Origin of the sequence: Pseudomonas sp. WS 5503 (genome assembly GCF_012985385.1) — a bacterium.
Lineage (GTDB): Bacteria > Pseudomonadota > Gammaproteobacteria > Pseudomonadales > Pseudomonadaceae > Aquipseudomonas > Aquipseudomonas paracarnis.
Window position 1 is genome coordinate 60,284 of sequence record NZ_JAAQWI010000004.1, and the last position, 24,571, is coordinate 84,854.

The 24,571-nt window shown below is 60.3% G+C and carries 22 protein-coding genes; 13 read left to right on the forward strand and 9 right to left on the reverse strand.

Translation table 11 applies throughout. From position 1 onward, the window contains the following. The first annotated feature begins 73 nt into the window (after positions 1 to 73). Entirely contained in the window at positions 74 to 1,498 is a 1,425-nt protein-coding gene (locus HBO10_RS12170; protein ID WP_034128356.1) for a PLP-dependent aminotransferase family protein, read from the forward strand. A gap of 123 nt (positions 1,499 to 1,621) precedes the next feature. On the opposite strand, the gene HBO10_RS12175 is transcribed toward HBO10_RS12170, so the two are convergent. Further along, on the reverse strand, positions 1,622 to 2,440 hold the full coding sequence (locus tag HBO10_RS12175; RefSeq protein ID WP_034128357.1) for a pyruvate, water dikinase regulatory protein: 819 nt from the start codon (positions 2,438 to 2,440) through the stop codon (positions 1,622 to 1,624). Positions 2,441 to 2,618: 178 nt separating this feature from the next. Between HBO10_RS12175 and ppsA the strand changes: the two genes are divergently transcribed. From ppsA to HBO10_RS12215, 8 genes are all read left to right on the forward strand, one after another. Beyond that, positions 2,619 to 4,994: a phosphoenolpyruvate synthase gene (gene ppsA / locus HBO10_RS12180; protein ID WP_003193296.1), complete on the forward strand. Its 2,376-nt coding sequence runs from the start codon at positions 2,619 to 2,621 to the stop codon at positions 4,992 to 4,994. A 106-nt stretch (positions 4,995 to 5,100) separates the two neighbouring features. After that, complete coding sequence (locus tag HBO10_RS12185; protein ID WP_034128358.1) at positions 5,101 to 6,090, forward strand: alpha/beta fold hydrolase; 990 nt, start codon at positions 5,101 to 5,103, stop codon at positions 6,088 to 6,090. A 229-nt stretch (positions 6,091 to 6,319) separates the two neighbouring features. Beyond that, positions 6,320 to 6,811 carry a ribonuclease E activity regulator RraA gene (gene rraA, locus HBO10_RS12190; protein ID WP_034128359.1) on the forward strand — a complete coding sequence of 164 codons (492 nt, stop codon included), beginning with the start codon at positions 6,320 to 6,322 and terminating at the stop codon, positions 6,809 to 6,811. 25 nt (positions 6,812 to 6,836) lie between these two features. Further along, a complete protein-coding gene (locus tag HBO10_RS12195) occupies positions 6,837 to 7,832 on the forward strand; it encodes a zinc transporter ZntB (RefSeq protein WP_034128360.1) in 996 nt (331 codons plus the stop codon). An 86-nt stretch (positions 7,833 to 7,918) separates the two neighbouring features. After that, positions 7,919 to 8,164 carry a hypothetical protein gene (locus HBO10_RS12200; RefSeq protein WP_014719486.1) on the forward strand — a complete coding sequence of 82 codons (246 nt, stop codon included), beginning with the start codon at positions 7,919 to 7,921 and terminating at the stop codon, positions 8,162 to 8,164. 2 nt (positions 8,165 to 8,166) lie between these two features. Next, positions 8,167 to 8,991 carry a mechanosensitive ion channel domain-containing protein gene (locus HBO10_RS12205; RefSeq protein WP_003193288.1) on the forward strand — a complete coding sequence of 275 codons (825 nt, stop codon included), beginning with the start codon at positions 8,167 to 8,169 and terminating at the stop codon, positions 8,989 to 8,991. Between the two features lie 87 nt (positions 8,992 to 9,078). Then, positions 9,079 to 9,669, forward strand: a complete 591-nt coding sequence (gene sigX / locus HBO10_RS12210; protein WP_003193286.1) for an RNA polymerase sigma factor SigX — start codon at positions 9,079 to 9,081, stop codon at positions 9,667 to 9,669. 107 nt (positions 9,670 to 9,776) lie between these two features. After that, positions 9,777 to 10,757, forward strand: coding sequence for an OmpA family protein (locus HBO10_RS12215; protein WP_034128361.1), 981 nt, complete (start codon positions 9,777 to 9,779; stop codon positions 10,755 to 10,757). A gap of 57 nt (positions 10,758 to 10,814) precedes the next feature. Here HBO10_RS12215 and cobA read toward each other — a convergent pair whose 3' ends face one another. The 8 genes from cobA to HBO10_RS12255 form a co-directional block, all read right to left on the reverse strand. Then, a complete protein-coding gene (gene cobA, locus HBO10_RS12220; RefSeq protein WP_034128362.1) occupies positions 10,815 to 11,558 on the reverse strand; it encodes a uroporphyrinogen-III C-methyltransferase in 744 nt (247 codons plus the stop codon). Positions 11,559 to 11,568: 10 nt separating this feature from the next. Beyond that, the gene (locus HBO10_RS12225; protein ID WP_034128363.1) at positions 11,569 to 14,277 is read right to left on the reverse strand and encodes a nitrate reductase; all 2,709 of its coding nucleotides are present in this window, start codon (positions 14,275 to 14,277) and stop codon (positions 11,569 to 11,571) included. Beyond that, positions 14,277 to 14,594, reverse strand: coding sequence for a nitrite reductase small subunit NirD (gene nirD, locus HBO10_RS12230; protein WP_034128364.1), 318 nt, complete (start codon positions 14,592 to 14,594; stop codon positions 14,277 to 14,279). The genes HBO10_RS12225 and nirD overlap by 1 nt, the downstream gene beginning before the upstream one ends. Continuing rightward, on the reverse strand, positions 14,591 to 17,044 hold the full coding sequence (gene nirB, locus HBO10_RS12235) for a nitrite reductase large subunit NirB (RefSeq protein WP_034128365.1): 2,454 nt from the start codon (positions 17,042 to 17,044) through the stop codon (positions 14,591 to 14,593). Before nirB ends, nirD begins: the two co-directional genes overlap by 4 nt. Positions 17,045 to 17,276: 232 nt before the next feature. Beyond that, positions 17,277 to 18,944: a bifunctional protein-serine/threonine kinase/phosphatase gene (locus HBO10_RS12240; protein ID WP_034128366.1), complete on the reverse strand. Its 1,668-nt coding sequence runs from the start codon at positions 18,942 to 18,944 to the stop codon at positions 17,277 to 17,279. Continuing rightward, positions 18,944 to 20,155 (reverse strand): nitrate/nitrite transporter, encoded by a 1,212-nt coding sequence (locus HBO10_RS12245; protein WP_032903097.1) that lies wholly within the window; start codon positions 20,153 to 20,155, stop codon positions 18,944 to 18,946. The genes HBO10_RS12240 and HBO10_RS12245 overlap by 1 nt, the downstream gene beginning before the upstream one ends. Positions 20,156 to 20,301: 146 nt before the next feature. Next, positions 20,302 to 20,877, reverse strand: a complete 576-nt coding sequence (locus tag HBO10_RS12250) for an ANTAR domain-containing protein (RefSeq protein WP_003193274.1) — start codon at positions 20,875 to 20,877, stop codon at positions 20,302 to 20,304. 13 nt (positions 20,878 to 20,890) lie between these two features. Next, positions 20,891 to 22,090: a CmpA/NrtA family ABC transporter substrate-binding protein gene (locus HBO10_RS12255; protein ID WP_034128367.1), complete on the reverse strand. Its 1,200-nt coding sequence runs from the start codon at positions 22,088 to 22,090 to the stop codon at positions 20,891 to 20,893. 246 nt (positions 22,091 to 22,336) lie between these two features. On the opposite strand from HBO10_RS12255, the gene HBO10_RS12260 reads away from it, so the two are divergent. The 4 genes from HBO10_RS12260 (at position 22,337) to HBO10_RS12275 (ending at position 24,495) form a co-directional block, all read left to right on the forward strand. Beyond that, complete coding sequence (locus tag HBO10_RS12260; protein WP_230633871.1) at positions 22,337 to 23,257, forward strand: secretin N-terminal domain-containing protein; 921 nt, start codon at positions 22,337 to 22,339, stop codon at positions 23,255 to 23,257. A 14-nt stretch (positions 23,258 to 23,271) separates the two neighbouring features. Beyond that, entirely contained in the window at positions 23,272 to 23,487 is a 216-nt protein-coding gene (locus HBO10_RS12265; RefSeq protein ID WP_034128368.1) for a FliM/FliN family flagellar motor switch protein, read from the forward strand. A gap of 164 nt (positions 23,488 to 23,651) precedes the next feature. Further along, complete coding sequence (locus tag HBO10_RS12270) at positions 23,652 to 24,041, forward strand: winged helix-turn-helix domain-containing protein (protein WP_169922008.1); 390 nt, start codon at positions 23,652 to 23,654, stop codon at positions 24,039 to 24,041. Between the two features lie 34 nt (positions 24,042 to 24,075). Continuing rightward, positions 24,076 to 24,495 carry a transglycosylase SLT domain-containing protein gene (locus tag HBO10_RS12275; RefSeq protein ID WP_096143572.1) on the forward strand — a complete coding sequence of 140 codons (420 nt, stop codon included), beginning with the start codon at positions 24,076 to 24,078 and terminating at the stop codon, positions 24,493 to 24,495. Positions 24,496 to 24,571: the final 76 nt, after the last annotated feature.

The window sequence follows — 24,571 nt, forward strand, 5'->3', positions numbered from 1 at the left end:
CTCTATATTGAACTTGTAATGAGTTATGTTTATCGGCGATTGAACCCGTAAAAGCACACTATTAGGGCGAAAGATGGCTGTCAAAACAAATATTGACATGGTGTCAATTATGCGTGAGGGCCTGTCCAACGGGCAGGGCGTGAAGTACAAGCGCCTGTCTGATGTGATGGAACGGGGCATCCTCGAAGGCTTGATTGAACCGGGACGAAAACTGCCGCCCCATCGGGTGCTTTCCGACAATTTAGGCGTGACCATCGGCACCATCAGCCGGGCCTACGGTGAACTGGAACGCCTGGGCCTAGTGGTTGCACGGGTAGGTGACGGCACCTTCGTGCGCAAGCGTGGGATGGAGCGCCAGCGTGATGAGGGCTTTCGTAATTTCAGCGAGGAGCCGCGCCAGTACTTCGACATGAGCCGCAATATGCACATTCCCGGGCAAGAGACGGTGTTTCTCGCCCAGAGCTTTCAAACCCTGTCGACCAACGCCAAGTTCCTCCAGGACATCAGCGCCTACACCCCCGACGCCGGCCTGCCGCGTTACCGTGAAGCGGGCGCGCAATGGCTGGTACAGCGCGAGTTTCATCCGATTCCCGAGCAGGTCATCTGCGTCAACGGCGGCCAGCACGGCTTGCTGTGCGCCATGATGGCGTTGCTGCGTGCTGGCGATACGGTGGTCACCGAGCAGTTGACTTATCCCGGGCTGATTACCGCCGCACGCATGTTGGGGGTGCGGCTGATCGGCCTGGAGATGGATGAGGAAGGCGTACTGCCCACGGCGCTGGATGAGGTCTGTCGCAATCACCGTATTTCGGCGTTGTACTGCACGCCGACTATCCAGAATCCGACCACCGCTGTGTTGTCGGTGGCGCGCCGCGAAGCCTTGGCCAGGGTGTGTCGCGAACATAACCTGCTGATTCTGGAGGACGAAGCCCACGGTGTGCTGGTGGAGGACCGTCCGCCGCCCCTCAGCTATTTCGCGCCTGAGCGTACGATCTTGATCAGCAGCCTGAGCAAGGCGGTATCGGCCGGTTTGCGGGTGGGCTACGTGCATGCGCCGCCGGCGCTGGTCAGCCGCATCTCGGCGGCGCTACGTTCGACCTGCTGGATGGCCACACCTGTGACCCTGGAACTGGCGACCCAGTGGATTGAAAACGGCACGGCGGAATATTTGTTGCGTCAGCAGATCAACGAGATCAGCCGTCGCAAGACGCTGGTCGAAGATTTATTGACCGGCCTGGCGTATCGCACCCACCCCAATAGCCCGCACTTCTGGATCGAAGTACCGGAGCCCTGGCGCGCCTCGGAAATCGAGGCGGAGCTCAAGCAGAACAATTACCTGATCGCCACCGCCGAGGCGTTTGCCGTGGGGCAGACGGCGGTGCCGCAGTTTATTCGGGCGAGTATCTGCAACACGTCGGGTGATGATCAGTTATTGCGCGAGGGGTTTGATGCGCTGGCGACGGCGTTGGGGCAGGGGGGCGGACGGTTTCATCTGTGAGACCGCGTTATTGCTCGTTCCCACGCTCTGCGTGGGAATCCATCTTGCGACGCTCCGCGTCGCTATTGCGGGACGCGGAGCGTCCCAGGCGGCGTTCCCACGCAGAGCGTGGGAACGATCAGATCACTTGAAGCGCCGCTCCACACCCTTCTCCACCAGAATCTTCGCCGAAATCTCTTCCACCGAAAAATGCGTGGAATTGATGTGCGCAATATTCTCCCGGCGAAACAGATTTTCTACTTCACGCACTTCAAATTCGCACTGGGCATAGCTGGAGTAGCGGCTGTTGGGCTTGCGTTCGTTGCGGATGGCGGTCAGCCGGTCCGGGTCGATGGTCAGGCCGAACAGCTTGTGTGAATGCGCGCGCAAGGCGGTGGGCAGGGTCAGGTGCTCCATGTCGTCTTCGGTCAGCGGGTAGTTGGCCGCACGAATACCGAATTGCATGGCCATGTACAGGCAGGTAGGGGTCTTGCCGCAACGCGACACGCCCACCAGGATCAGGTCGGCCTTGTCGTAGTAGTGGGTGCGGGCACCGTCGTCGTTGTCGAGGGCGAAGTTCACCGCCTCGATACGCTCCATATAGTTGGAGTTATGCCCGATGGAATGGGACTTTCCGACGGAATAGGACGAATGTTCACTCAACTCCTGTTCCAGCGGCGCCAGGAAGGTAGAGAAAATGTCGATCATGAAACCATTCGACGTTGCGAGAATCTCACGAATGTCTTGATTGACGATGGTGTCGAAAATGATCGGGCGAAAACCGTCTTTTTCAGCCGCCAGATTGATTTGTTGTACCATGGCCCGCGCTTTATCCACGCTGTCTATATAAGGCCGGGTGAATTTGGCGAAGGTAATGTTTTCGAACTGCGCGAGCAGGCTCTGGCCCAATGTTTCGGCTGTGATGCCGGTGCCGTCGGAAATAAAGAAAGCAGATCGTTTCATTTGAGCCCTGGGCCTTAAGCTGATGGCGAATCTTGGATATGATAGGCGCGATTTTGCCGTCCCGCAGTGGGCCGCATTCTCACTTATTTTCCAGGTCCAGGCCACAAGCGCTGGCGTTAGCTCCTACTGAGCAACCCGCGTCCTGAGCTTTTCCAACACAGAAAGTGGAGAGATCACCTTGGTAGAGTACGTAGTTTCCCTCGATAAGCTCGGCGTCCATGATGTAGAGCATGTGGGGGGCAAGAACGCATCCCTCGGCGAGATGATCAGTAATCTTGCAGGCGCTGGTGTCTCGGTGCCCGGTGGTTTCGCCACCACGGCCCAGGCTTACCGCGACTTCCTCGAGCTGAGCGGCCTCAACGCCCAGATCCACGCCGCGCTGGACGCCCTGGACGTCGATGACGTCAACGCTCTGGCCAAGACCGGCGCCCAGATCCGCCAGTGGATCATGGAAGCCGAGTTCCCCGAGAAGCTCAACGAAGAAATTCGCACCGCCTTCGCTACCCTGTCGGCCGGTAACCCGGACATGGCCGTCGCCGTGCGTTCCTCGGCCACCGCCGAAGACTTGCCGGACGCCTCCTTTGCCGGCCAGCAGGAAACCTTCCTCAACATTCGCGGCGTCGAAAACGTGATCCGCGCGGCCAAGGAAGTGTTTGCCTCCCTCTTTAACGACCGTGCGATTTCCTACCGCGTACACCAGGGTTTCGACCACAAGCTGGTGGCCCTGTCTGCCGGCGTGCAGCGCATGGTGCGTTCGGAAACCGGCACTGCCGGCGTGATGTTCACCCTGGATACCGAATCCGGTTTCCGTGACGTGGTGTTTATCACCGGCGCCTACGGCCTGGGCGAAACCGTCGTACAAGGCGCGGTCAACCCCGACGAATTCTACGTACACAAGGGCACCCTCGAAGCGGGCCGCCCGGCCATCCTGCGCCGTAACCTGGGCAGCAAGGCCATCAAGATGATCTACGGCGACGAGGCCAAGGCCGGTCGCTCGGTCAAAACCGTTGAAGTCGACAAGGCCGAGCGCGCACGTTTCTGCCTGACCGACGCTGAAGTCAGCGAGTTGGCCAAGCAGGCGATGATCATCGAAAAGCACTACAAGTGCCCGATGGACATCGAGTGGGCCAAGGACGGTGACGACGGCAAGCTGTACATCGTGCAGGCTCGCCCGGAAACCGTGAAGAGCCGCACTTCGGCCAACGTCATGGAGCGCTACCTGCTCAAAGAAACCGGCACCGTGCTGGTAGAAGGCCGTGCCATTGGCCAACGCATTGGCGCAGGCAAGGTGCGGATCATCAAGGACGTGTCCGAGATGGACAAGGTCCAGCCGGGTGACGTACTGGTTTCCGACATGACCGACCCGGATTGGGAACCGGTGATGAAGCGCGCCAGTGCCATTGTCACCAACCGTGGCGGGCGTACCTGCCACGCGGCGATCATTGCCCGTGAGCTGGGGATTCCGGCAGTCGTGGGTTGCGGCAACGCCACCCAACTGCTCAAGGATGGCCAGGGCGTGACCGTTTCCTGCGCCGAAGGCGATACCGGCTTTATCTTCGAAGGTGAGCTGGGCTTCGATATCAAGCAAAACTCCATCGACGCCATGCCCGACCTGCCGTTCAAGATCATGATGAACGTCGGCAACCCGGACCGCGCCTTTGATTTTGCGCAGTTGCCGAACGCCGGCGTGGGCCTGGCCCGCCTGGAATTCATCATCAACCGCATGATCGGCGTGCACCCCAAGGCACTGCTGAACTATGACGGGCTGCCGCTGGACATCAAGGAAAGCGTCGACAAGCGCATTGCTGGCTACAACGACCCGGTAGGTTTCTACGTCGAGAAACTGGTCGAAGGCATCAGCACCCTGGCTGCGGCGTTCTACCCGAAAAAGGTCATCGTGCGCCTGTCGGACTTCAAGTCCAATGAATACGCGAACCTGATCGGCGGCAAGCTCTACGAACCGGAAGAAGAAAACCCGATGCTGGGTTTCCGCGGCGCCTCGCGTTACATCAGCGAAGCCTTCCGTGACTGCTTCGAGCTCGAATGCCGTGCGCTCAAGCGTGTGCGCAACGAGATGGGCCTGACCAACGTCGAGATCATGGTGCCGTTCGTGCGCACCCTGGGCGAAGCGAGCCAGGTCGTGGACCTGCTGGCAGAAAACGGTCTGACCCGCGGCGAGAACGGCCTGCGCGTGATCATGATGTGCGAATTGCCGTCGAATGCCATCCTGGCTGAAGAGTTCCTGGAGTTCTTCGACGGTTTCTCCATCGGCTCCAACGACCTGACCCAGTTGACCTTGGGCCTGGACCGCGATTCGGGGATCATCGCCCACCTGTTCGACGAGCGTAACCCAGCGGTCAAGAAGCTGCTGGCCAACGCCATCCAGGCTTGTAACAAGGCTGGCAAGTACATCGGTATCTGCGGCCAAGGCCCTTCGGACCACCCTGACCTGGCCAAATGGCTGATGGAGCAGGGGATCGAGAGCGTCTCGCTGAACCCCGATTCCGTGCTGGAAACCTGGTTCTTCCTGGCTGAAGGCCAAGCGTCCGCCTAAGGGCGTAAGGTCAAAAGTGCCGGTCACTCGTTGCGGGTGACCGGCATTCTTATCTGTACAGGGCGGGAATCCTTGCGGACGCCGCCCTTTTTTGTGCAAGAGCATTATGCAAAGCAGCAGCCATCTGTTTCCTGTCGCCCTGATCAGTGCTGAACGTCGCGGCGACCTGAGTGAAGACGTCTACCGGCTCAAACCCGGTAACAGCCCGGACGGCACCGTCGAGCTGGCGGTTACCCGTTTGGGCCTGGCCGATGTCCCGGAAAACCGGGGCACGCCGATTATTTTGTTGCATGGCAGTTTTTCCAATCGGCGTTTCTGGTATTCGCCCAAAGGTATCGGCCTGGGGGCTTACCTGGCGCGTCGCGGATTTGATGTGTGGATCCCGGAAATGCGCGGCCATGGTTTGTCCAAACGCAATCACGACTACGCCAGAAACCGTGTCGCCGATTACGCGCGCTACGATTTGCCGGCCGTGGGGGCGTTTGTGTGTGAGCAAAGCGGGCAGATTCCGCACTGGATCGGGCATTCCCTCGGTGCCACTACCCTGGCTGCGGCCTTGGGTGGGCGGCACTTGGATGCATCAGGGGTGGCCTCGGTGGCGTTGTTCGGCTGCCAGGTCAGTCGCACCCACTGGCCGTTGAAAATTCCACCGGTGGAGTGGAGTGGTCGCTTTATTCTCAAGCGCCTTGCCCATCTGTCCGGCCCACGCTTCAAGCGTGGGCCGGAGGACGAACCGGCTGGCGTGATGATCGAAGCGATGCGTTGGAACGGCCTGTTCGGCCGGTTTGGCGATGCCGAGCATGATTGGTGGAAAGGCTTGGCGCAGGTCGATGTGCCGCTGTTGGCGGTGAGCGCAGCGGGCGACCGGCAAGACCCGGACTGGGCCTGCCGCAAGCTCTTCGAGCAAGTGGGCAGCGAGCATCGCCAGTACCTGTGCCTGGGACGTCAGCAAGGTTTCAGCGAGGATTTCGGCCATGTGCAGATGCTGGTCAGCAAAGCGGCCCAGGCCCAAGTGTGGCCTTTGGTCGAGCGTTGGTTGAACGACCCGCTGACACCCTTGTTGGGTACGCAACCCGAGGTGTCCGCAGCGGTTTGACGAAACGCTCTACCAAGGGCGTTTCACTCTTGAATGGTTGCGGCTAAGATATGACGCGCCACGCGCTTCTGGTCATATTCAGTCGCGTAACGTGTATTGCGTTGCGCTGATCGTGGTTTGATCATGGCCGCCGCCCACTCGCAGGCGCTTAAAGAATGCCTGTCGCGGGGCGTTTTCTTGATGTACACCGTGGATGTTCGACCTCTTCTTTGATGACAGGAGTTTCTCGATGAACCATTACGTGACCCCCGACCTGTGTGACGCCTACCCGGAGCTGGTGCAGGTAGTGGAGCCGATGTTCAGCAACTTCGGTGGCCGAGACTGCTTTGGTGGCGAGATAGTCACCCTCAAATGCTTCGAGGATAACTCGCTGGTCAAGGCGCAGGCTGACCTGCCGGGCGCTGGTAAAGTGCTGGTGGTCGACGGTGGTGGTTCGCTGCGCTGCGCGTTGCTGGGTGACATGATTGCCGAGAAAGCCGCGAAAAATGGTTGGGAAGGGCTGGTGATCTACGGGTGCATCCGTGACGTAGACGTCATCGCCCAGACCGACCTGGGTGTGCAGGCCCTGGCCTCTCATCCGAAAAAAACCGACAAGCGCGGCCTTGGCGACCTGAACGTGCCGGTGACATTCGCAGGCGTGACGTTCCGCCCCGGTCAGTACATTTATGCCGATAACAACGGGGTGATCGTGTCACCCAGCCCGCTGAAAATGCCTGAATAAACTGCCGCAACCGATCGGGGTGAGGATGTTCGAAGAAGAAAACGCGCAATGGGGGCTGGTGCATGCCCTGGTGCTGGACGGTAAAGGCGGTGCGCGTTCGATTGCCCGGACTGAGCTCGACGATTTGCAGTTGCAGCCCCAGGAAAGCCTGTGGCTGCACTGGGGTCGCAGCCATCCTCAAACCCAGACCTGGCTGCGTAAATCCAGCGGCCTGAGCGAGTTTGCCTGTGACTTGCTGCTGGAGGAAAACACCCGTCCACGCCTGTTGCCGCTGCCGGACGCCGAATTGCTGTTGTTTCTGCGCGGGATCAATCTCAACCCAGGCGCGGAGCCGGAAGATATGGTGTCGGTGCGCATCTTCGCCGCCGCCAACCGAGTGATTTCCCTGCGTTTGCGCCCCTTGCGCGCTACCGATGAGTTGCTGGTGCAACTGGCAGACGGCAAAGGCCCCAAGACGGCGTCTGAACTCATCCTTTATATGGCTCAGTACCTGACCAACAAAGTGCAGGATCTGGTCGCTGGCTTGTCTGAAATCGTCGATTCCGAGGAAGAAAAACTCGATGCCGACGAACGGTATACCCCGGAGCACGGCAGCGTTCTGCAGATCCGTCGAAGAGCCGCCGGACTCAAGCGCTTCTTGGCCCCACAGCGGGATATTTTCGCCCAGCTGACACGAATCAAATTGGCGTGGTTCTGCGACGACGATGCCGACTATTGGAACGAACTGCACAACAGCCTGACCCGTTACCTGGAAGAGCTGGAATTGGCCAGAGAGCGCGTGGGGCTTGTGCTGGAGGCTGAAGACCGGCGCTTGAGCCTGCGCATGAACCGCACCATGTACCGCTTCGGGATCATCACCGGGATCTTCTTGCCGATGAGTTTTCTTACCGGTTTGCTCGGTATCAATGTGGGCGGCATTCCGTTCTCTGCCAGCCCTTATGGATTCATGATTGCGTGCCTGTTGATGGTGTCTGTGGCACTGGGGCAATGGTGGCTGTTTCGGCGATTGCGCTGGGTTTGACCTGAATATGACCTGAACGTAAGAAAGGGCCGATGTGACCCGATGAATTTTACCCTCGTCTTTTAAATCACTTGCGAGAGGTCTCTATGCACGATCCGTTCGAACAGTCTTTGCGTGACATGCTCAATGCTTCGCCATCCAACCGTGATGACGATGCCTGCCTGGGCCGCGTACTGAAAACCGCCAACCGTCAGGTAGGGGCGGGTGACCTGTTCGGTCTGCTCGGGCGTTGGTTACCAGCGTTGATGATGGCCCTGAACAATGGTTCGGCCCATGTATCACCGGTTTCCCGTCGTAAACCTCTTGCTAGCACTGCTGATAAGGCTGATTGAATATGGAACTTGATCTCTGGACCCAGAGCCTGGTCACCGCGATGACCGCATTGTGGACCAAGGTGGCGAATTTCATTCCCAACCTGTTTGGTGCCCTGGTCCTGGTATTGCTGGGTTTTGTCGTGGCCAAGCTGCTCGATACCCTGCTGTCCAAACTGCTCGCCAAACTGGGGCTCGATCGCCTGATGGCGGGCACTGGCCTGACCAAATTGCTCGGCCGCGCGGGGTTGCAAGTACCGATTTCGACCCTGATCGGCAAGATCGTCTATTGGTTTGTTCTACTTATTTTTCTGGTTTCTGCAGCGCAGTCCCTTGGACTTGAGCGAGTTTCAGCTACGCTCGACATGCTGGCACTGTATTTGCCGAAAGTTTTCGGCGGCGCGCTGGTGCTGCTGGTGGGGGTTTTACTCGCGCAACTGGCCAACGGGCTGGTGCGCGGGGCCGCCGAAGGCGTGGGGTTGGACTACGCGGCAGGCCTGGGGCGAATCGCACAGGGGCTGGTGATCATCATCAGTATTTCCGTCGCGATCAGCCAGTTGGAGGTCAAGACTGACCTGCTCAACCACGTTATTGTGATTGTTTTGATTACCGTTGGTCTGGCAGTTGCGCTGGCCATGGGGTTGGGAAGCCGGGAAATTGCCGGTCAGATTCTTGCGGGAATCTATGTGCGTGAGCTGTATCAAGTTGGGCAACAGGTGCGTGTGGGCGAGGTCGAAGGGCAAATCGAGGAGATCGGCACAGTCAAGACGACCGTGCTGACCGATGACGGGGAACTGGTGTCGCTGTCGAACCGGATTCTCCTGGAGCAGCAGGTCAGTAGCCGCTAATCCGGCAAATCCTGCTAATGTACGCCGCCGCAAACCCGGGTTACCGGGTTGCAGCGGACATTGACCTGACTGTCGGCACGACTTGTTTTGAATAAAGCCCAAACGCTGTCCACGCGCTATGACCCCCGTGAGCTCTCTGATGAGGAGTTGGTCGCGCGCTCGCACACGGAGCTGTTTCACGTAACACGCGCGTACGAAGAATTGATGCGCAGGTATCAACGCACTCTGTTCAACGTTTGTTCAAGGTATTTGGGGAACGATAGAGACGCGGATGATGTCTGTCAGGAAGTGATGCTCAAGGTGCTATACGGCCTGAAGAACTTCGAGGGCAAATCGAAGTTCAAGACCTGGCTGTACAGCATCACGTACAACGAGTGCATCACGCAGTATCGGAAGGAACGGCGAAAGCGTCGCTTGATGGACGCTTTGAGTCTGGACCCCCTTGAGGAGGCGTCTGAAGAGAAGGCGCCGGCACCCGAGGAAAAGGGCGGACTTGATCGCTGGTTGGTGCATGTGAACCCGATTGACCGCGAAATTCTGGTGCTTCGATTTGTCGCAGAGCTGGAATTTCAGGAAATCGCTGACATCATGCATATGGGTTTGAGTGCTACAAAAATGCGGTACAAGCGTGCTCTTGATAAATTACGTGAGAAATTTGCGGGCGAGACTGAAACTTAGTGCGTAGCAAATATCTCTTACGTGTAGGCAAGTTCTGTTAGACTTGTCGCCGAGTTGTCCCCCGGTTTGTGGGACTGCTTTACAATCACCAGATGGGGATTTAACGGATGAAACTGAAAAACACCTTGGGCTTGGCCATTGGTTCTCTTATTGCCGCTACTTCTTTCGGCGTTCTGGCACAAGGCCAAGGCGCAGTTGAAGGCGAGCTGTTCTACAAGAAGCAGTACAACGATAGCGTTAAGCACATCGAAGACGGCTTCAACCCAGGCGCTCGCATTGGTTACTTCCTGACCGACGATCTGTCGTTGAATCTGTCGTACGACAAGACCAACCACACCCGTTCGAACGACGGCACTGGCAACCAGAAGATCAAAGGTGACACTGGCAGCCTCGTTGCTCAGTACCACTTCGGTCAGGCTGGCGTTGATAGCCTGCGTCCATACGTTGAAGGCGGTTTCGGCCACCAGAGCCGTACCAACGTTCAGGCTGACGGCCACAGCGGTCGCGACCAGACCACTTTCGCTACCATCGGTACCGGCGTGAAGTACTACTTCACCAACAACCTGTACGCTCGTGCTGGTGTTGAAGCTGACTACGGTCTGGACAACGGCAAGTGGGACTACTCCGCACTGGTTGGCCTGGGCGTGAACTTCGGCGGTAACGCTGGCGCAGCTGCTCCAGCTCCTACCCCAGCACCAGCTCCAGAGCCAGTTCCAGAGCCAGAAGCTCCGGTTGCTCAGGTTGTTCGTGTTGAGCTGGACGTTAAGTTCGACTTCGACAAGGCCGTTGTTAAGCCTAACAGCTACGGCGACGTTAAAAACCTGGCCGACTTCATGGCTCAGTACCCAGCTACCAACGTAGAAGTTGCTGGTCACACTGACTCCGTCGGTCCAGACGCTTACAACCAGAAGCTGTCCCAGCGTCGTGCTGACGCTGTTAAGCAAGTCCTGGTTAAAGACGGCGTTGCTCCTAGCCGTGTAACTGCTGTTGGTTACGGCGAATCCCGCCCAGTTGCTGACAACGCAACTGAAGCTGGTCGCGCTGTTAACCGTCGCGTAGAAGCGTCGGTTGAAGCTCAAGCTCAGTAATTACTGAGTAAAGAAAAGCCCGGCTCAGGCCGGGCTTTTTTTCGCCTGCGATTTGCCTCAGGCGCTTGCCGCAGCGGTGATGCTAGCCATCTGTGCGGCGCCGGCAACCTGGCCAATCACCAGGATGGCCGGGCTCTTCAGTGCAAAGGCTTTTGCAGCTTCATGCATGGCCGCCAGGGAGCTGCGGCATTCGCGTTGCTGGGGCAATGAAGCGTTTTCGATCATTGCCACCGGCATATCCGCAGCCATGCCGCCGTTGAGCAGCTGTTCGCGGATTTCTTCCAGCTTCGCCACGCCCATATACACCACCAGCGTGGTTCCACCCTCCGCCAGCGCACGCCAGTTCAAGCTACTGTCATCCTGGGTATGCGCGGTGACCAAGGTCACTCCACGGCTCACCCCGCGCAAGGTCAAAGGGATGTCACACTGGGTCGCCCCGGCCAGCCCTGAGGTGATGCCATTGACCAATTCCACCTCGATTCCACGCTCGCGCAGCCAGGTTGCCTCCTCGCCACCGCGGCCAAAAATACACGGGTCACCGCCTTTAAGGCGTACCACGCACTTGCCCTGGCGTGCATAACGCAACATCAGGCGGTGAATAAAATCCTGCGGGGTAGAACGACATCCCCCGCGCTTGCCGACGGTAATTACCCGAGCTCTGGTGCAGTGTTCCAGTACTGTCGGGTTGACCAGATCATCAATCAGCACGACGTCCGCTGCCTGCAGAGCCCGGACCGCTTTCAGGGTCAGCAACTCCGGGTCACCCGGTCCTGCGCCTACCAGCCACACTTTTGCGCTCATGTTGTTCCCCTTAAACACTGATGGCGATTGGCTGCGGGTTGCTGGCCAAAAGACGTTTGATTTCCGGCACGCAGGAGCCGCATTGGGTGCCGCAGCCCAGGGCCTGTTTGAGGCCATTCAGGTCCAGGCCGCTGCCGATACCGGCACACACGGCGTTTTCGCTGACGTTCTTGCAGTTGCACACAATCTTGTTGCTGGCCGTGGTACCGCCCGGCGGCGCGCTCAAGGGCGCCAGTAACCAGCGCCGCAGTTGCTCGTCGGCCCGGCCTTCCAGCCACAGGCTTTGCAGCCAGTGACGGGCCAGGGTTTCGCCGGCCAGGCGCAGGGCGGTGATGCGACCTTTCTCGATTTTTACGCGCTTGCCGATTGAGCGGCGCGGATCGTCATAGGCCATTACCGGGCCGTCGTTGAGGCCCAGCAGGTGGTCGATACGGGTCAAGAGTTGCAGGTCGGGCGCCTCGGTATGCGCGGCGCGCACCAGCAACGCGGGGCGTTCACGGCCAGCCAGGCTCAGGCTGACGTAGGCAAAGGTTTCACACAGTGGGCGCAAGGCTTCGAAGTGCTGCTGTACATCGCCTTCGATCAGCGCAAACAGCTGCCACGGCAGTTGCACTGCTTCCAGGCGCACACCGCTGTGCTTGAGCTCCGGCTGCTTGGACAAAGGGTCGAACGCCGGTTGAGTGAGGGTATTGACGCCGCCCTTGAGAAAGCGGTCGCCCCAGTGCATGGGCAGAAACGCTTGGCCGGGACGCACACTGTCATCGCTGCCGACGGCGACGATCACGCTGCCGCGACGGCTTTTCAGGCTGACTAGGTCACCCTCTTTGAAGCGGTGGCGGCGTAGCTCATCCGGATGCAGGCTCAACAATGCTTCACTGACGTGCCCGAACAGCTGCGCTGCCGTGCCGGTGCGGCTCATCCCGTGCCATTGATCACGCAGGCGACCGGTGATCAGGGTCAGGGGGAATCGCGCATCGCGCTGTTCCTTGGCGGCGCGGTAAGGCTCGGCGACAAATCGCGCCCGGCCCGTGTCAGTAGGGAAAATGCCGTCGGTGTACAGGCGCGACGTACCCGCTTGCGCACCCTCGGGAAAGGGCCACTGCTGCGGGCCGAGCCGGTCGAGCAGGGCGTGGCTGATGCCGGACATATCCAGGTCACGACCTTGGGTCAGTGACTTGAATTCATCAAACAGCTGCGCCGCTTGCTCAAAGGCGAACAGGCTCGGCAACCCCGGACGCAGACGACGCTCCAGGCGCTGTGCGAAATCCACCGTGATCGCCCAATCCGCGCGTGCTTCACCCGGTGGGTTGATGGCACGGCGCACGTGGGAAATACGCCGCTCGGAGTTGGTCACCGTGCCGTCTTTTTCACCCCAACTGGCGGCGGGCAGTAGCAGGTCGGCATAGGCGGCGGTTTCGGTGGTACGAAACGCTTCCTGCAACACCACGAACGGGCACGCTGCCAAAGCGGCGCGCACCGCGTTCTGGTCGGGCAGCGATTGGGCTGGGTTGGTACAGGCGATCCACAACGCCTTGATCTTGCCAGCCTGCACCTGTTCAAACAGTTCGATGGCGGTAAGGCCCGTAGTCGCGGGCAGTTGTTCCACGCCCCAATAGGCCGCTACTTCAGCGCGGTGTTCAGGGTTGGCCGCTTCGCGGTGGCCCGGCAGCAAGTTGGACAGGCTACCGGTTTCGCGCCCGCCCATGGCGTTCGGTTGGCCGGTCAGGGAAAACGGCCCGCAGCCCGGCCGGCCAATGGTCCCCGTGGCTAGATGCAGGTTGATCAACGCGCTGTTTTTGGCGCTGCCGGCGGTGGATTGGTTAAGCCCCATGCACCACAGCGACAAAAAGCTGCTGGAGGTGCCGACCCACTGCGCGCACAGGCGCAGTTGTTCGACGCTGATGCCGCACAGCTGCGTGACCATCTGTGGCGTGTAGTCATGCACCAGGCGCTTGAGTTCGGCCAGGCCGTCGGTATGGGCCTGGATAAACGCACAGTCGATCCAGTCTTCCCACAGCAGTAAATGCAAAATCCCGTGGAACAACGCCACATCCGTTCCCGGCAAGATGGCCAAGTGCAGGTCGGCCAAGTCGCAGGTGTCGGTACGCCGAGGGTCAATCACCAGCACTTTCATCTGCGGGCGTTGCGCCTTGGCTTGCTCCAGGCGTCGGAACAATACCGGGTGGGCGTAGGCCATATTGCTGCCGACGATCATCACGCAGTCGCTGTTTTCCAGGTCTTCATAGCTGCACGGCGGCGCATCGGCGCCCAGGCTGCGCTTGTAGCCGACCACCGCCGAAGACATGCACAGCCGAGAATTGCTGTCGATATTATTGGTGCCCACCAATGCGCGGGCCAGCTTGTTGAAGCTGTAGTAGTCCTCGGTCAGCAGTTGCCCGGAGATATAGAACGCCACACTGTCGGGCCCGTGTTCGGCAATGGTATCGGCGAACACGTTGGCCGCGTGGTCCAGGGCAGTGTCCCAGTCGGTGCGGGTGCGCGCCAGTTCTTTGCCCAAGCGCAATTGCGGGTAAAGAGCGCGGGCGCTCAAGTCGCCGGTCAGGTGCAGGCTCGCGCCTTTGCTGCACAACTTGCCGAAGTTGGCCGGATGGCTGGGGTCGCCTTGCACCCCCACGATCTGTTCGCCGTCATGCTCGATCAGCACGCCGCAGCCCACCCCGCAATAACAACAGGTGGACGCGGTGGTCTGGCGGTTCATCAACCCGCGTCCCGCAGGGCCAGCATCACCCGGCCGTTTTCGACCCGGGCCTGATGATGGTGGGCGCAGCCGATATCCGGGGCCTGGGCTTGGCCAGTCGCCAGGTCGATCTGCCAGTTGTGCAGCGGGCAGGCCACCCGCTTGCCGTAGATCAAGCCTTGGGACAGCGGCCCGCCTTTGTGTGGGCAGCGGTCGTCGAGGGCAAAGACTTCATCGTCACTGGTGCGAAAAATCGCAATGTCACCTTTCGGCCCGCTGATGATGCGCGAGCCCAGGGCGTTGATTTCATTGAGCGCGCAGATATCCAGCCAGTTCATAGCGAGACCTCCAGTTGTTTGACGGGGATCACGTCGAATTCCTTTTTCAGCAGCGGCTGTTCCAGGCGTTCTTTCCACGGGTCCTGCTCGAATGACAACGAGAACTGCAAACGCTCATTGAGGGCCTGGCGGCGGGCCGGGTCTTCCAGCACAGCCTTCTTGATATGCTCCATGCCCACCCGCTGCAGGTAGTGCACGGTGCGCTCCAGGTAGAAGGCTTCTTCGCGGTATAGCTGCAGGAATGCGCCGTTGTATTCGCGTACTTCCTCGGCGGTTTTCACCTTGACGAAGAACTCCGCGACTTCGGTCTTGATCCCGCCGTTGCCACCGATGTACATCTCCCAGCCCGAGTCGACACCGATAATGCCTACGTCCTTGATGCCCGCTTCCGAGCAGTTGCGTGGGCACCCGGAGACCGCCAACTTGACCTTGTGAGGCGACCACATGTTGAACAGGTCATGCTCCAGCTCGATGCCCAGTTGCGTCGAGTTCTGCGTGCCAAACCGGCAGAACTCGCTGCCCACACAGGTTTTGACGGTGCGGATGGATTTGCCATAGGCATGCCCGGACGGCATATCCAGGTCCTTCCATACCCCTGGCAAGTCCTGCTTCTTGATACCGAGCAAGTCAATGCGCTGGCCGCCGGTGACCTTGACCATCGGCACGTTGTACTTGTCGGCCACATCGGCGATGCGGCGCAACTCCGAAGGATTGGTCACGCCGCCCCACATCCGTGGGACCACAGAGTAGGTGCCGTCTTTTTGAATATTGGCGTGGGCCCGTTCGTTGATCAGCCGCGATTGCGGGTCGTCCTTGGCTTCGCCGGGCCAGGTGGAGATCAGGTAATAGTTGAGGGCCGGGCGGCAGGTGGCGCAGCCATTGGGGGTGCGCCAGTTCAGGTAGCGCATGGTGCTGTCGATGGTCAGCAGGTGCTGCTCGCGGATGGCCTGGCGGATCTGCCCGTGGTTGAGGTCGCTGCAGCCACATATGGCTTTTTCACTTTTGGGTTTGACGTCGGCGGCGCCGCCCACGGTGTTGATCAGGATCTGCTCGACCAGCCCGGCACAGGAGCCGCAGGAACTGGCGGCCTTGGTGTGTTTTTTCACCTCATCGACACTGAACAGCCCTTGTTCCTGGATCGCCTTGACGATGGTGCCTTTGCACACACCGTTGCAGCCGCAGACTTCGGCGCTGTCGGCCATGCTCATGGCTTTGTCCTGGCCTTGGTGGCCGACATCGCCGAGTGCATTTTCACCGAACATCAGATGATCGCGGATTTCACCGATGGCGTGGTTCTCACGGATCTGGCGGAAATACCAGCCGCCATCGGCGGTATCGCCGTACAGGCAGGCGCCGACCAGGATGTCGTCCTTGATCACCAGCTTCTTGTACACGCCGCCAATCGGGTCGGAGAGCGTGATGGTTTCGGTGCCTTCGCCGCCCATGAAGTCGCCGGCGGAGAACAGGTCGATGCCGGTGACTTTCAGCTTGGTCGAGGTCACCGAGCCCTTGTAAGTGGCAAAGCCCAATTGGGCCAGGTGGTTGGCGCAGACCTTGGCCTGTTCGAACAAGGGTGCCACCAGGCCATAGGCGATGCCGCGATGGCTGGCGCATTCACCGATCGCATAGATACGCGGGTCGTAGGTTTGCATTGTGTCGTTGACCAGGATCCCACGGTTGCAGGGGATGCCGGACTTTTCCGCGAGTTCGGTATTGGGGCGGATGCCGGCAGCCATCACCACCAGGTCGGCCGGGATGATGTCGCCATTCTTGAACTGCACCGAGCCGACGCGGCCATTGCCGGCATCGTGCAGGGCCTGGGTTTGCTCGCACAGGCGAAACACCAGGCCGCGACTTTCCAGTTCGGTTTGCAGTAGCTGGCCGCTGGTCTTGTCCAGTTGCCGCTCCAGCAGCCATTCACCGATGTGCACCACCGTCACGTGCATGCCGCGCAGCATCAGGCCGTTGGCCGCTTCCAGGCCGAGCAGGCCGCCGCCGATCACCACCGCATGCTTGTGGGTCTTGGCGGTGTCGATCATCGCCTGTGTATCGGCAATGTCGCGGTAACCAATCACGCCCTGCAAGCTGTTGCCGGGAATTGGCAGGATAAACGGCGTGGACCCGGTAGCGATCAGCAGGCGGTCATATTCGGCCTCGGTGCCGTCTTCGGCGATGACTTTGCGCTTGACTCGGTCGATCTGCACCACTTTGCGGTTGAGCAGCAGTTTGACGTTGTTGTCCAGGTACCAATCCAGGTCGTTGAGCACGATCTCTTCGAAGGTTTGTTCACCGGCCAGTACCGGCGACAGCAGGATGCGGTTGTAGTTGGTGTGAGGCTCGGCGCCGAACACGGTGATGTCGTACAGCTCGTTGCTCAGCTTGAGCAGTTCTTCAAGGGTGCGAACCCCGGCCATGCCGTTGCCGATCATCACCAGTTTGAGTTTTTTCATGTCGTTCTCCGCAATGGCTCGACAAATCGTGCGCAAACAAAAAAGGCATCCCCGCTAGTCAGCTAGCGAGGACGCCTTTGTCCTGGTCCCGTTCTCTCGGGAAGCTCGGCCCTTCGTCGTTGAAGGAGCGGCTATATGTGGGGTGTTGAGAACGTTAATGCAGCAGCTGTGCCAAGTCCCTATAGCCCAGGTTTACTGGGCGTTTACACGGAGAGTTGACGGATTCTGCCCGCTAGTGGTGCATCAGCCAGTACAGCAGCACCAGATTGAGTAGCAGCGAAGCCATCGCCAGGGTCTGCCAGACTTTCAAGGGTTCGCGTTCGAGCAAAGGGCGTGGGCGTACGCTCAATTCGCGGCGATCGGCCTGCTCCAGCACCAATAGCCATTCTTCGGCGGTTTCATAACGTTGGGCCGAGACAGCGGTCACCGCTCGTTCCAGGCTGTGTGGCAACCATTCCGGCAAGTCGGGGCGATAACGGCTGGCGCTGACGGGTTGGGAAAACCTGGGCCGTTGGAAGGCCTCGATTTCACCGTAGGGGTAATGCCCAGTCAGCAGGTAATACAAGGTCACGCCGACGCTATATAAGTCCTGTTGTGCCGTAGGCTGCTCGCCAGCGAACGCCTCGGGCGCGATGAAACTCGGGGTGCCGGGCAGCAGTTGCGCACGGTCCTCGGAGAGCCCGGGGCAATAGGCCAGGCCGAAGTCCAGCACCCGCAGTTCGCCATCTTCTCCCAGCAGCAGGTTTTCTGGCTTGATGTCGCGGTGCAGGATCTGCCGGCGATGCAACAGGCCCACGGCGCGCAGCAAGCGTTCGGCAATCGACTGCCATTGTGCCAACGGCAGCGGGCCCTGTTGTTGGAACAGTTGGGCCAGGGTTTGCCCGGCGTATTCGCGCATCACGTAGTACAAATGCTGACGGCCACTGGCGGCATGCACTTCGGGAAAGGCCCGGCCGGCGACCCGGCGCAGAAACCATTCCTCCGATAACAAGGCCTGGGCGGCGTCGGTATCGTCGCAACGCAACGGCAAGGTCTTGAGCAGCCAGGGTTGCCCCTGGGCGTCGTGCACGCGGTACAGCAACGACTGCCGACTCTGCGCCAGCACGCTTTGCACCTGCCAGCCTTCAAAGGTTTGCCCGACTTTCAGCGGTGGCGGCAGTGGCCATTGCTGCAACTGCACCAAGGCGTCGCCGAGGGTGGCCGCGCCGAGTTGATCGATGCGCACCAGCAAGGCGCTGGCGTTGTCTTGACTACCCGCCAGGTGGGCGGCGTTGACCAGGGTGTTGACGGCCAGCTCGAGGTCGCTTTGTTCGCGCAGGATCGCGCCGATGCTGTGATCGCCCAGCGTGGCCCACACCCCATCGCTGAGTAGCAGGAAACACTCGCCCTCGCGCAATGGGCCATCGAGGAAATCCAGCACCAGATGCTGATCCAGGCCGAGGGCGCGCTTGAGCACATGTTGCATGCCCGGCTGTTCCCACACATGGTCTTCGCTGATGCGTTGCAACTCTCCGTCAAGCCAACGATACGCCCGGCAATCACCGACATGGGCCAGGGTGAAGCGTTGGCCGCGAAACACCAGGGCGCTGAGGGTGGTGAGCAACGGTTGGCCGCCGCCGTTGGCTTGCAACCAGCGATTCTGCGCCAGTAACAAGCGCTCCAGCGCTTGGGCCACGCCCCAGGTCTGTGGCGTAGCGTAGTAGTCCAGGGCCAGGGCCTGCAGGGTCGAGCGTGCGGCCAGGCCACCGTCGGCGCACTGGCTGACGCCGTCGGCCAGTGCGCACAGGTAGCCTTTGCTCGCGGCCAGTTCCGCCATGGGCGTGACCACCCGCAGCGCATCCTGGTTCTCGCTGCGCGGGCCGATGGCACTGGCCTGGGCGACGCTCAGTTGCAGGCTCATCAGACGCGGGCGGCGGTCACGGCGGCCGAACCCCAGGTGGTTCTCCAGCGCCGTTTCACCCCATGCAGGCCGAACCAGGCCAACACACCGAGGCTGGCGAACAACCACAGGGCCAGTTGATAGCTGCCAGTACTCTGCTTGATCGCGCCCATGCCCGCCGCAAGGGCGAAGCCACCGATGCCACCGGCCATGCCGATCAGGCCGGTCATGACGCCGATCTCACTGCGAAAACGCTGCGGCACCAGTTGGAATACTGCGCCATTGCCGGCGCCCAGGCCGAGCATGGTGCAGACAAAAAGCGCCAAGGCTGCGTAGGAGCTGGGCAAGTTGAACCCCACTGCCGCAATGCAGATCACCGCCACGCTATACATGCCGAGCAGGGTCTTGATCCCGCCGAATCGGTCTGCCAGGGCGCCACCCAATGGGCGCATCAGGCTGCCACCGAACACACAGGCGGCGGTGTAATAGCCGGCGGTCACCGGGCTCAGGCCGTACTGGTCGTTGAAGTAGCCGGGCAGGGCGCTGGCCAGGCCGATAAACCCGCCGAAGGTCACGCTGTAGAAAAACATGAACCACCAGCTGTCGCGGTCGCCCAGGGCCTTGAAGTAGTCGGCCATGGATTTGGCTTTCGGCCGTTCAGGCGCATTGCGCGCAAGCCAGGCGAATACGATCAGGGTCAGCACCAGTGGGATCAGCGCAAAGCCGAATACATTGCTCCAACCAAAGGCGGCCGCCAGCACGGGCGCCAGCAACGCCGCAAACACGGTGCCGGAGTTACCGGCGCCGGCGATGCCCATAGCCTTGCCCTGATGCTCCGCGGGGTACCACTGTGACGCCAAAGGCAGGGCGACCGCGAAGGACGCACCGGCCATGCCCAGGAACATGCCCAGCAGCAGCGCTTGTTCGTAGCTGTGGATCCCCAGTTTCCAGGCGCAGAACAGCGCCACGATCACAATCACCTGGCCAATCAGCCCGGCGGTCTTGGGCGACAGCTTGTCGGCCAGCATCCCCATCAAGAAGCGCAGTACCGCGCCCGCCAGGATTGGGGTGGCCACCACCAGGCCGCGCTGTTGGGTGGTCAGGTGCAAGTCAGCGGCAATCTGCACCGCCAGGGGGCCCAGCAGGTACCAGACCATGAAGCTCAGGTCGAAATACAGGAACGCGGCAAACAGGGTCGGGGTGTGCCCGGATTTCCAGAAGCTTGATTTCATCACGCACCTCAACGGTTGGGGGTCTAGAAACGAAAAAACGCCGCCACCGGGTTCGCGAGGGCAAACCGGGTGGGCGACGTCTTTGTCGTGAGGGGGCAACCGCCGTTGGCTACCTGTGATAATTCTTTAGCAAGAGCTGAGCCAGATCAGCCGAGCAACTCGCTCATGGCAATAATCTGCTCCGCCACCTGGATCAGTTTCTGTTGACGGCTCATGGCCTGGCGGCGCATCAGGGTGTAGGCCTCTTCCTCGTTGCAGCTCTTCATCTTCATCAGCAGGCCCTTGGCCAACTCGATGCGCTTGCGTTCGGCCAGTTGCTGGTCGCGGGCATGAAGCTGGGCGCGCAGGGCCTGGTCACTCTCGAAGCGCGCCATGGCCACATCGAGGATCGGTTGCAGGCGCTGGGCCTGGATGCCTTCGACGATATAGGCACTGACGCCGGACTTGATGGCCTGGCGCATCACATTAGGGTCGTGCTCGTCGGTGAACATCACGATGGGCCGTGGCTGATCGCGGCTGACCAGCACCACTTGCTCCATCACATCGCGCCCGGGTGACTCGGTATCGATCAGGATCACATCAGGACGCACTGTTTCGACGCGTGCGGGCAGGTCGATGGTCAAGCCGGACTCATCGATCACCTCGAAGCCGGCCTCGGTCAATGCGGCCTTGAGGCGCCCGACCTTGCGCGGGGTGTCGTTGATCAACAGGATTCGCAGCATCGTCGGGCTCCTGTCAGCGCAGCGCTTGGCGATTGGCATCATCGGCCAGGGCATGCAGGTGGAAGCTGCGGGCGTAGCCAGCGGGGTCGCTGCCGTCCCAGGTCTTGCCATCGAGCAACTGGCTGCGGCGCATGTCCGATTCGCCTGCGTTAATGCCCACCGCCTCGGCAGCCTGGCGATACAGTGCCAATTGCTGAACTTGCCGGGCAACGCCCAGGTAGTCAGGGTCTTCCCGCAGCAAGCCCCAGCGCCGGAACTGGGTCATGAACCACATGCCATCGCTGAGGTAAGGCAGGTTCACCTCGCCGTCGGCGAAAAAGCGCAGTGCATGGGGATCCTGCCAGTGGTTGCCCAGGCCATCGTCATAGTGCCCCAGCAGGCGCGGTTCGATGCAGGCCACAGGTGCGTCGAGGTATTCACTGGCACTGAGCAACTGGGCGGTAGAGCGGCGGTTTTCACGGCTCTGCTCGATAAACCGGCTGGCCTCGAGGATCGCCATGACCAGTACGCGTGCGGTATTGGGGTACGCGTCAGCGAAGGCTTGGGTGCAGCCCAGGACTTTTTCCGGGTGGTCCGGCCAGATTGCCTGGCTGGTCGCCAGGGTAAAGCCCTGGTTCTGTTGCACTGCGCTGGCGCACCAGGGTTCACCCACGCAAAGTCCATCGATGCGTCCGGCTTGCAGGTGCGCCACCATTTGCGGCGGCGGCACCACCACACTGTTCACATCCTGCAATGGGTGAATGCCTTGGCTCGCCAGCCAGTAATACAACCACATGGCGTGGGTGCCGGTGGGAAACGTCTGAGCGAAGGTCAGTTTTGTCCGACTTTGGTGCACATGGCCTTTCAACGCCTCAGGAGTGATCACGCCTTGCTGTTGCAGGCCGTGGGACAGGTTGATGCCCTGGCCATTCTGGTTCAGCCCCATCAGCACTGCCATGGGGCTGGCGGCGACGCCGCCGATGCCCAGGTGTACGGCATAAATCAGCCCGTAGAGACTGTGGGCGGCGTCGAGTTCACCGCTGACCAGCTTATCGCGCAGGTTGGCCCAGGACGCCTGGCGTTTGAGGTTGAGTGTGAGGCCGTAAGGTTGGGCGAAGCCCTGGGTGGCGGCGACCACCAGCGAGGCGCAATCGGTCAGGGCCATGAACCCAAGATCCAGGCTGCTCTTTTCCGGGGCATCGCTGCCGTGTACCCAAGCCAGCGGATCGTTCATCAATACCTGCCTTTTCTGAAAAAAAAGCGCCGTTTCCCAGGCTGGCGTTACAGGCCATTGCAGGGAAACGACGCCTCTGTCCGTAGGCCCGTACCGCCGTTGGTGCGAGCCTGATACAGAGTGCATAGCAAGGCACATGCCATGGGTGGGTCGGTGCAACTGGCCGTCAACTTTCCATCATGATTGAACCTCGTGCGCCTCGCAGTATGGCCGCTTCCTCAGGCCAGACCGCCAGGCATTCCCACGGTGCACGCTGATTTCCTCGCAACCCTCAATTGCCGCTGGCTGTACAGCGTGCTGCTGTGCGCCGCGCTGTTGCTGGGCAGTCGCACGGCCTGTGGCGAGGTGTACCAGGCACAGGATGAGGGGCTGCCGGCTTTCTTTGCTGCGTTGTCTGTGTCATTGGGCCTGCCCGTGGTGACCAGCCGTGCCGTGGCTAGTAGGCAGGTGAGCGGAGCGTTCGATTTTGCGGCGCCGCAACAGGTCATTGAAACGCTCGCCGCGCGCGAAGGCTTGATCTGGCACAGCGATGGCCAAGTGTTGCACGTCTACGCTGCCGACGAAGCGAGAAGCTCGGCGGTGGCGCTGCAACATATTAGTGTCGACAGGCTGCGTGGCATCATGCGGCGTGCAGGGCTGGATGAGCCGCGTTATCCGCTGCGCGCAAACGGGGCGCGCATGTTCTACGTGTCCGGGCCTCCGAGCTATGTCGATCATATATTGCGGCTGACGCAACTGATGGATCGACCCCCTCGCAAGGCGCCAGAGCGCCCGCCTGCATTTGGCGTGGTGCAAGTGGTCAATTTCCCGGTGGAAGATCACCCGCACGGCGTGGGTACCAACAGGGGCCTGGTACCAGGCATGCTCTCGATGATCCATGCCCGGCTATCCCAGGCGCAGAGGGTCCAGTTGGCCGACGGCCGCCTTGCGTTGCTGGCCTATCCGGATACCAACAGTGTGTTGATCAAGGGCTCGCCTGCCCAGGTGAAAGTTATCGAGAAACTGCTGGCCGAGCTGGATGTGGCCCAGGTGCTGAATGAAACCTTGCCAGGGCAGGCGCATGCCGGTGGTGGCTACTCGCAGGCCGGGCCACCTCAGTTGACCGCCGCGCAATATGAGCGTGTGCAACGTGCGTTCCTACGGACGGAGCGCGAGTTTTCCCCCTGAAAAGGCATTTGTCCATGCACCTGGAAATACTGCTGCAGGAGCAATTGATCAGCCGCAAGCGTTTGGCCGCGTTCGCGCCGGGAAAAGTGCTGCCCTTGGACCCAGGCGTCACACGATGTGTGGAGGTGCGGGTCAATGGACAATTGATGGCGTTAGGTGAGTTGGTGCAGTTGGAGGACCGGCTAGGGGTTGAGTTGCAGGAGACTTTCCAGGAGTGGCTGTCGCGATAAGGGGTGCAAGCGATTTGTCTGACCGGCAGCGGCCCAAAAAAAACCATTGAATGGGTTTTTTCCTAACGCGAGTCTGCGGGGCGGTTTTTATAGTCGTGCCAATGGCAGGTGAGCCGGTTCACACAGTAAGGATTTGAATGTCAGTAGTCGATACAGAGGTGCGTATGGCCGTCGTGACGCAAGAAACGGCGGCATCCCTGGTCTTCGCTCGCTGGACCTTGCACGGCGATGGTCCTTTGATAGGCGCGGATGCGGATATACAGCTGCCTCCCAAGGAGGGGCAGGTGCTGAGGTTGCTGCTGGCCTCCGGTGGCGCACTGATGACCAAGGACCGCTTGCTGGAACTGGCCTGGCCTCGGGGCGAGGTAGCCGATGAGTCACTTACGCGTTGTATTTATTCCCTGCGCAAGCATTTGAGGGCCGACAAAGGCTTTATCAAGACTATTTATGGCAAGGGCTATCGCTTTACATGCCCGGTACGGGTGGGTGATCAACCGAGGGCTGTCCTGCACCTGTGCGCCGTCTGTGGTCAGGCCAGTAATGTTAAAAGTTAGGGTCGGGGGCAGAGGCCTGTTGTTCAGTGTGCTGATGGGCTGTAACCCGGCATGGGCCTATTGCTGGGAAGAGGCGGCCAGCCGCTACGATCTCGAGCCAGAGTTACTGCAGGCTATCGCCTCAGTCGAGTCGGGTTACCGTGCGCAAGCGATGAACTACAGCAACCGAAACGGCACACGGGATATTGGCTTGATGCAGATAAACAGCATTCACCTGCCTCGTTTGCTCAAGCAGGGTATTACCGAAGAGCGGTTGTTGAACGAACCTTGCCTGTCGGTGGAAGTAGGCGCCTCGATTCTTGCCGATTTTATACAGCGTTTTGGCTACAACTGGACGGCAGTGGGCGCTTACAACGTTGGGCCCGGCCCTGGCCCTCAGCGTGAGGCATTACGCCTGCGCTACGCCGAGAGGATCTGGGTGCGCTATGAGGCCTTGATGGCGCAGCGTCAATGAGATCGAGTGTCATGCCTCGCATGCAACCCACCGCCGCGGCTATAATCACCGCCACCTTTTACCGCCATCCGAGTCT

Excerpts from the sequence above, each read along its gene's own strand:
- cobA (WP_034128362.1), bottom strand. The coding sequence starts at position 11,558 with ATGAGCGCAAAAGTGTGGCTGGTAGGCGCAGGACCGGGTGACCCGGAG.
- HBO10_RS12200 (WP_014719486.1), top strand. The coding sequence starts at position 7,919 with ATGCACGATCCGTTCGAACAGTCTTTGCGTGACATGCTCAATGCTTCG.
- nirD (WP_034128364.1), bottom strand. The coding sequence starts at position 14,594 with ATGAACTGGCTGGATATCTGCGCGCTCAATGAAATCAACGCCCTGGGC.
- HBO10_RS12175 (WP_034128357.1), bottom strand. The coding sequence starts at position 2,440 with ATGAAACGATCTGCTTTCTTTATTTCCGACGGCACCGGCATCACAGCC.
- HBO10_RS12195 (WP_034128360.1), top strand. The coding sequence starts at position 6,837 with ATGTTCGAAGAAGAAAACGCGCAATGGGGGCTGGTGCATGCCCTGGTG.
- HBO10_RS12185 (WP_034128358.1), top strand. The coding sequence starts at position 5,101 with ATGCAAAGCAGCAGCCATCTGTTTCCTGTCGCCCTGATCAGTGCTGAA.
- HBO10_RS12270 (WP_169922008.1), top strand. The coding sequence starts at position 23,652 with ATGGCCGTCGTGACGCAAGAAACGGCGGCATCCCTGGTCTTCGCTCGC.
- HBO10_RS12265 (WP_034128368.1), top strand. The coding sequence starts at position 23,272 with ATGCACCTGGAAATACTGCTGCAGGAGCAATTGATCAGCCGCAAGCGT.
- rraA (WP_034128359.1), top strand. The coding sequence starts at position 6,320 with ATGAACCATTACGTGACCCCCGACCTGTGTGACGCCTACCCGGAGCTG.
- HBO10_RS12215 (WP_034128361.1), top strand. The coding sequence starts at position 9,777 with ATGAAACTGAAAAACACCTTGGGCTTGGCCATTGGTTCTCTTATTGCC.
- nirB (WP_034128365.1), bottom strand. The coding sequence starts at position 17,044 with ATGAAAAAACTCAAACTGGTGATGATCGGCAACGGCATGGCCGGGGTT.
- HBO10_RS12170 (WP_034128356.1), top strand. The coding sequence starts at position 74 with ATGGCTGTCAAAACAAATATTGACATGGTGTCAATTATGCGTGAGGGC.
- HBO10_RS12250 (WP_003193274.1), bottom strand. The coding sequence starts at position 20,877 with ATGCTGCGAATCCTGTTGATCAACGACACCCCGCGCAAGGTCGGGCGC.
- HBO10_RS12245 (WP_032903097.1), bottom strand. The coding sequence starts at position 20,155 with ATGAAATCAAGCTTCTGGAAATCCGGGCACACCCCGACCCTGTTTGCC.
- HBO10_RS12275 (WP_096143572.1), top strand. The coding sequence starts at position 24,076 with ATGGGCTGTAACCCGGCATGGGCCTATTGCTGGGAAGAGGCGGCCAGC.
- HBO10_RS12225 (WP_034128363.1), bottom strand. The coding sequence starts at position 14,277 with ATGAACCGCCAGACCACCGCGTCCACCTGTTGTTATTGCGGGGTGGGC.
- HBO10_RS12240 (WP_034128366.1), bottom strand. The coding sequence starts at position 18,944 with ATGAGCCTGCAACTGAGCGTCGCCCAGGCCAGTGCCATCGGCCCGCGC.
- HBO10_RS12255 (WP_034128367.1), bottom strand. The coding sequence starts at position 22,090 with ATGAACGATCCGCTGGCTTGGGTACACGGCAGCGATGCCCCGGAAAAG.
- HBO10_RS12205 (WP_003193288.1), top strand. The coding sequence starts at position 8,167 with ATGGAACTTGATCTCTGGACCCAGAGCCTGGTCACCGCGATGACCGCA.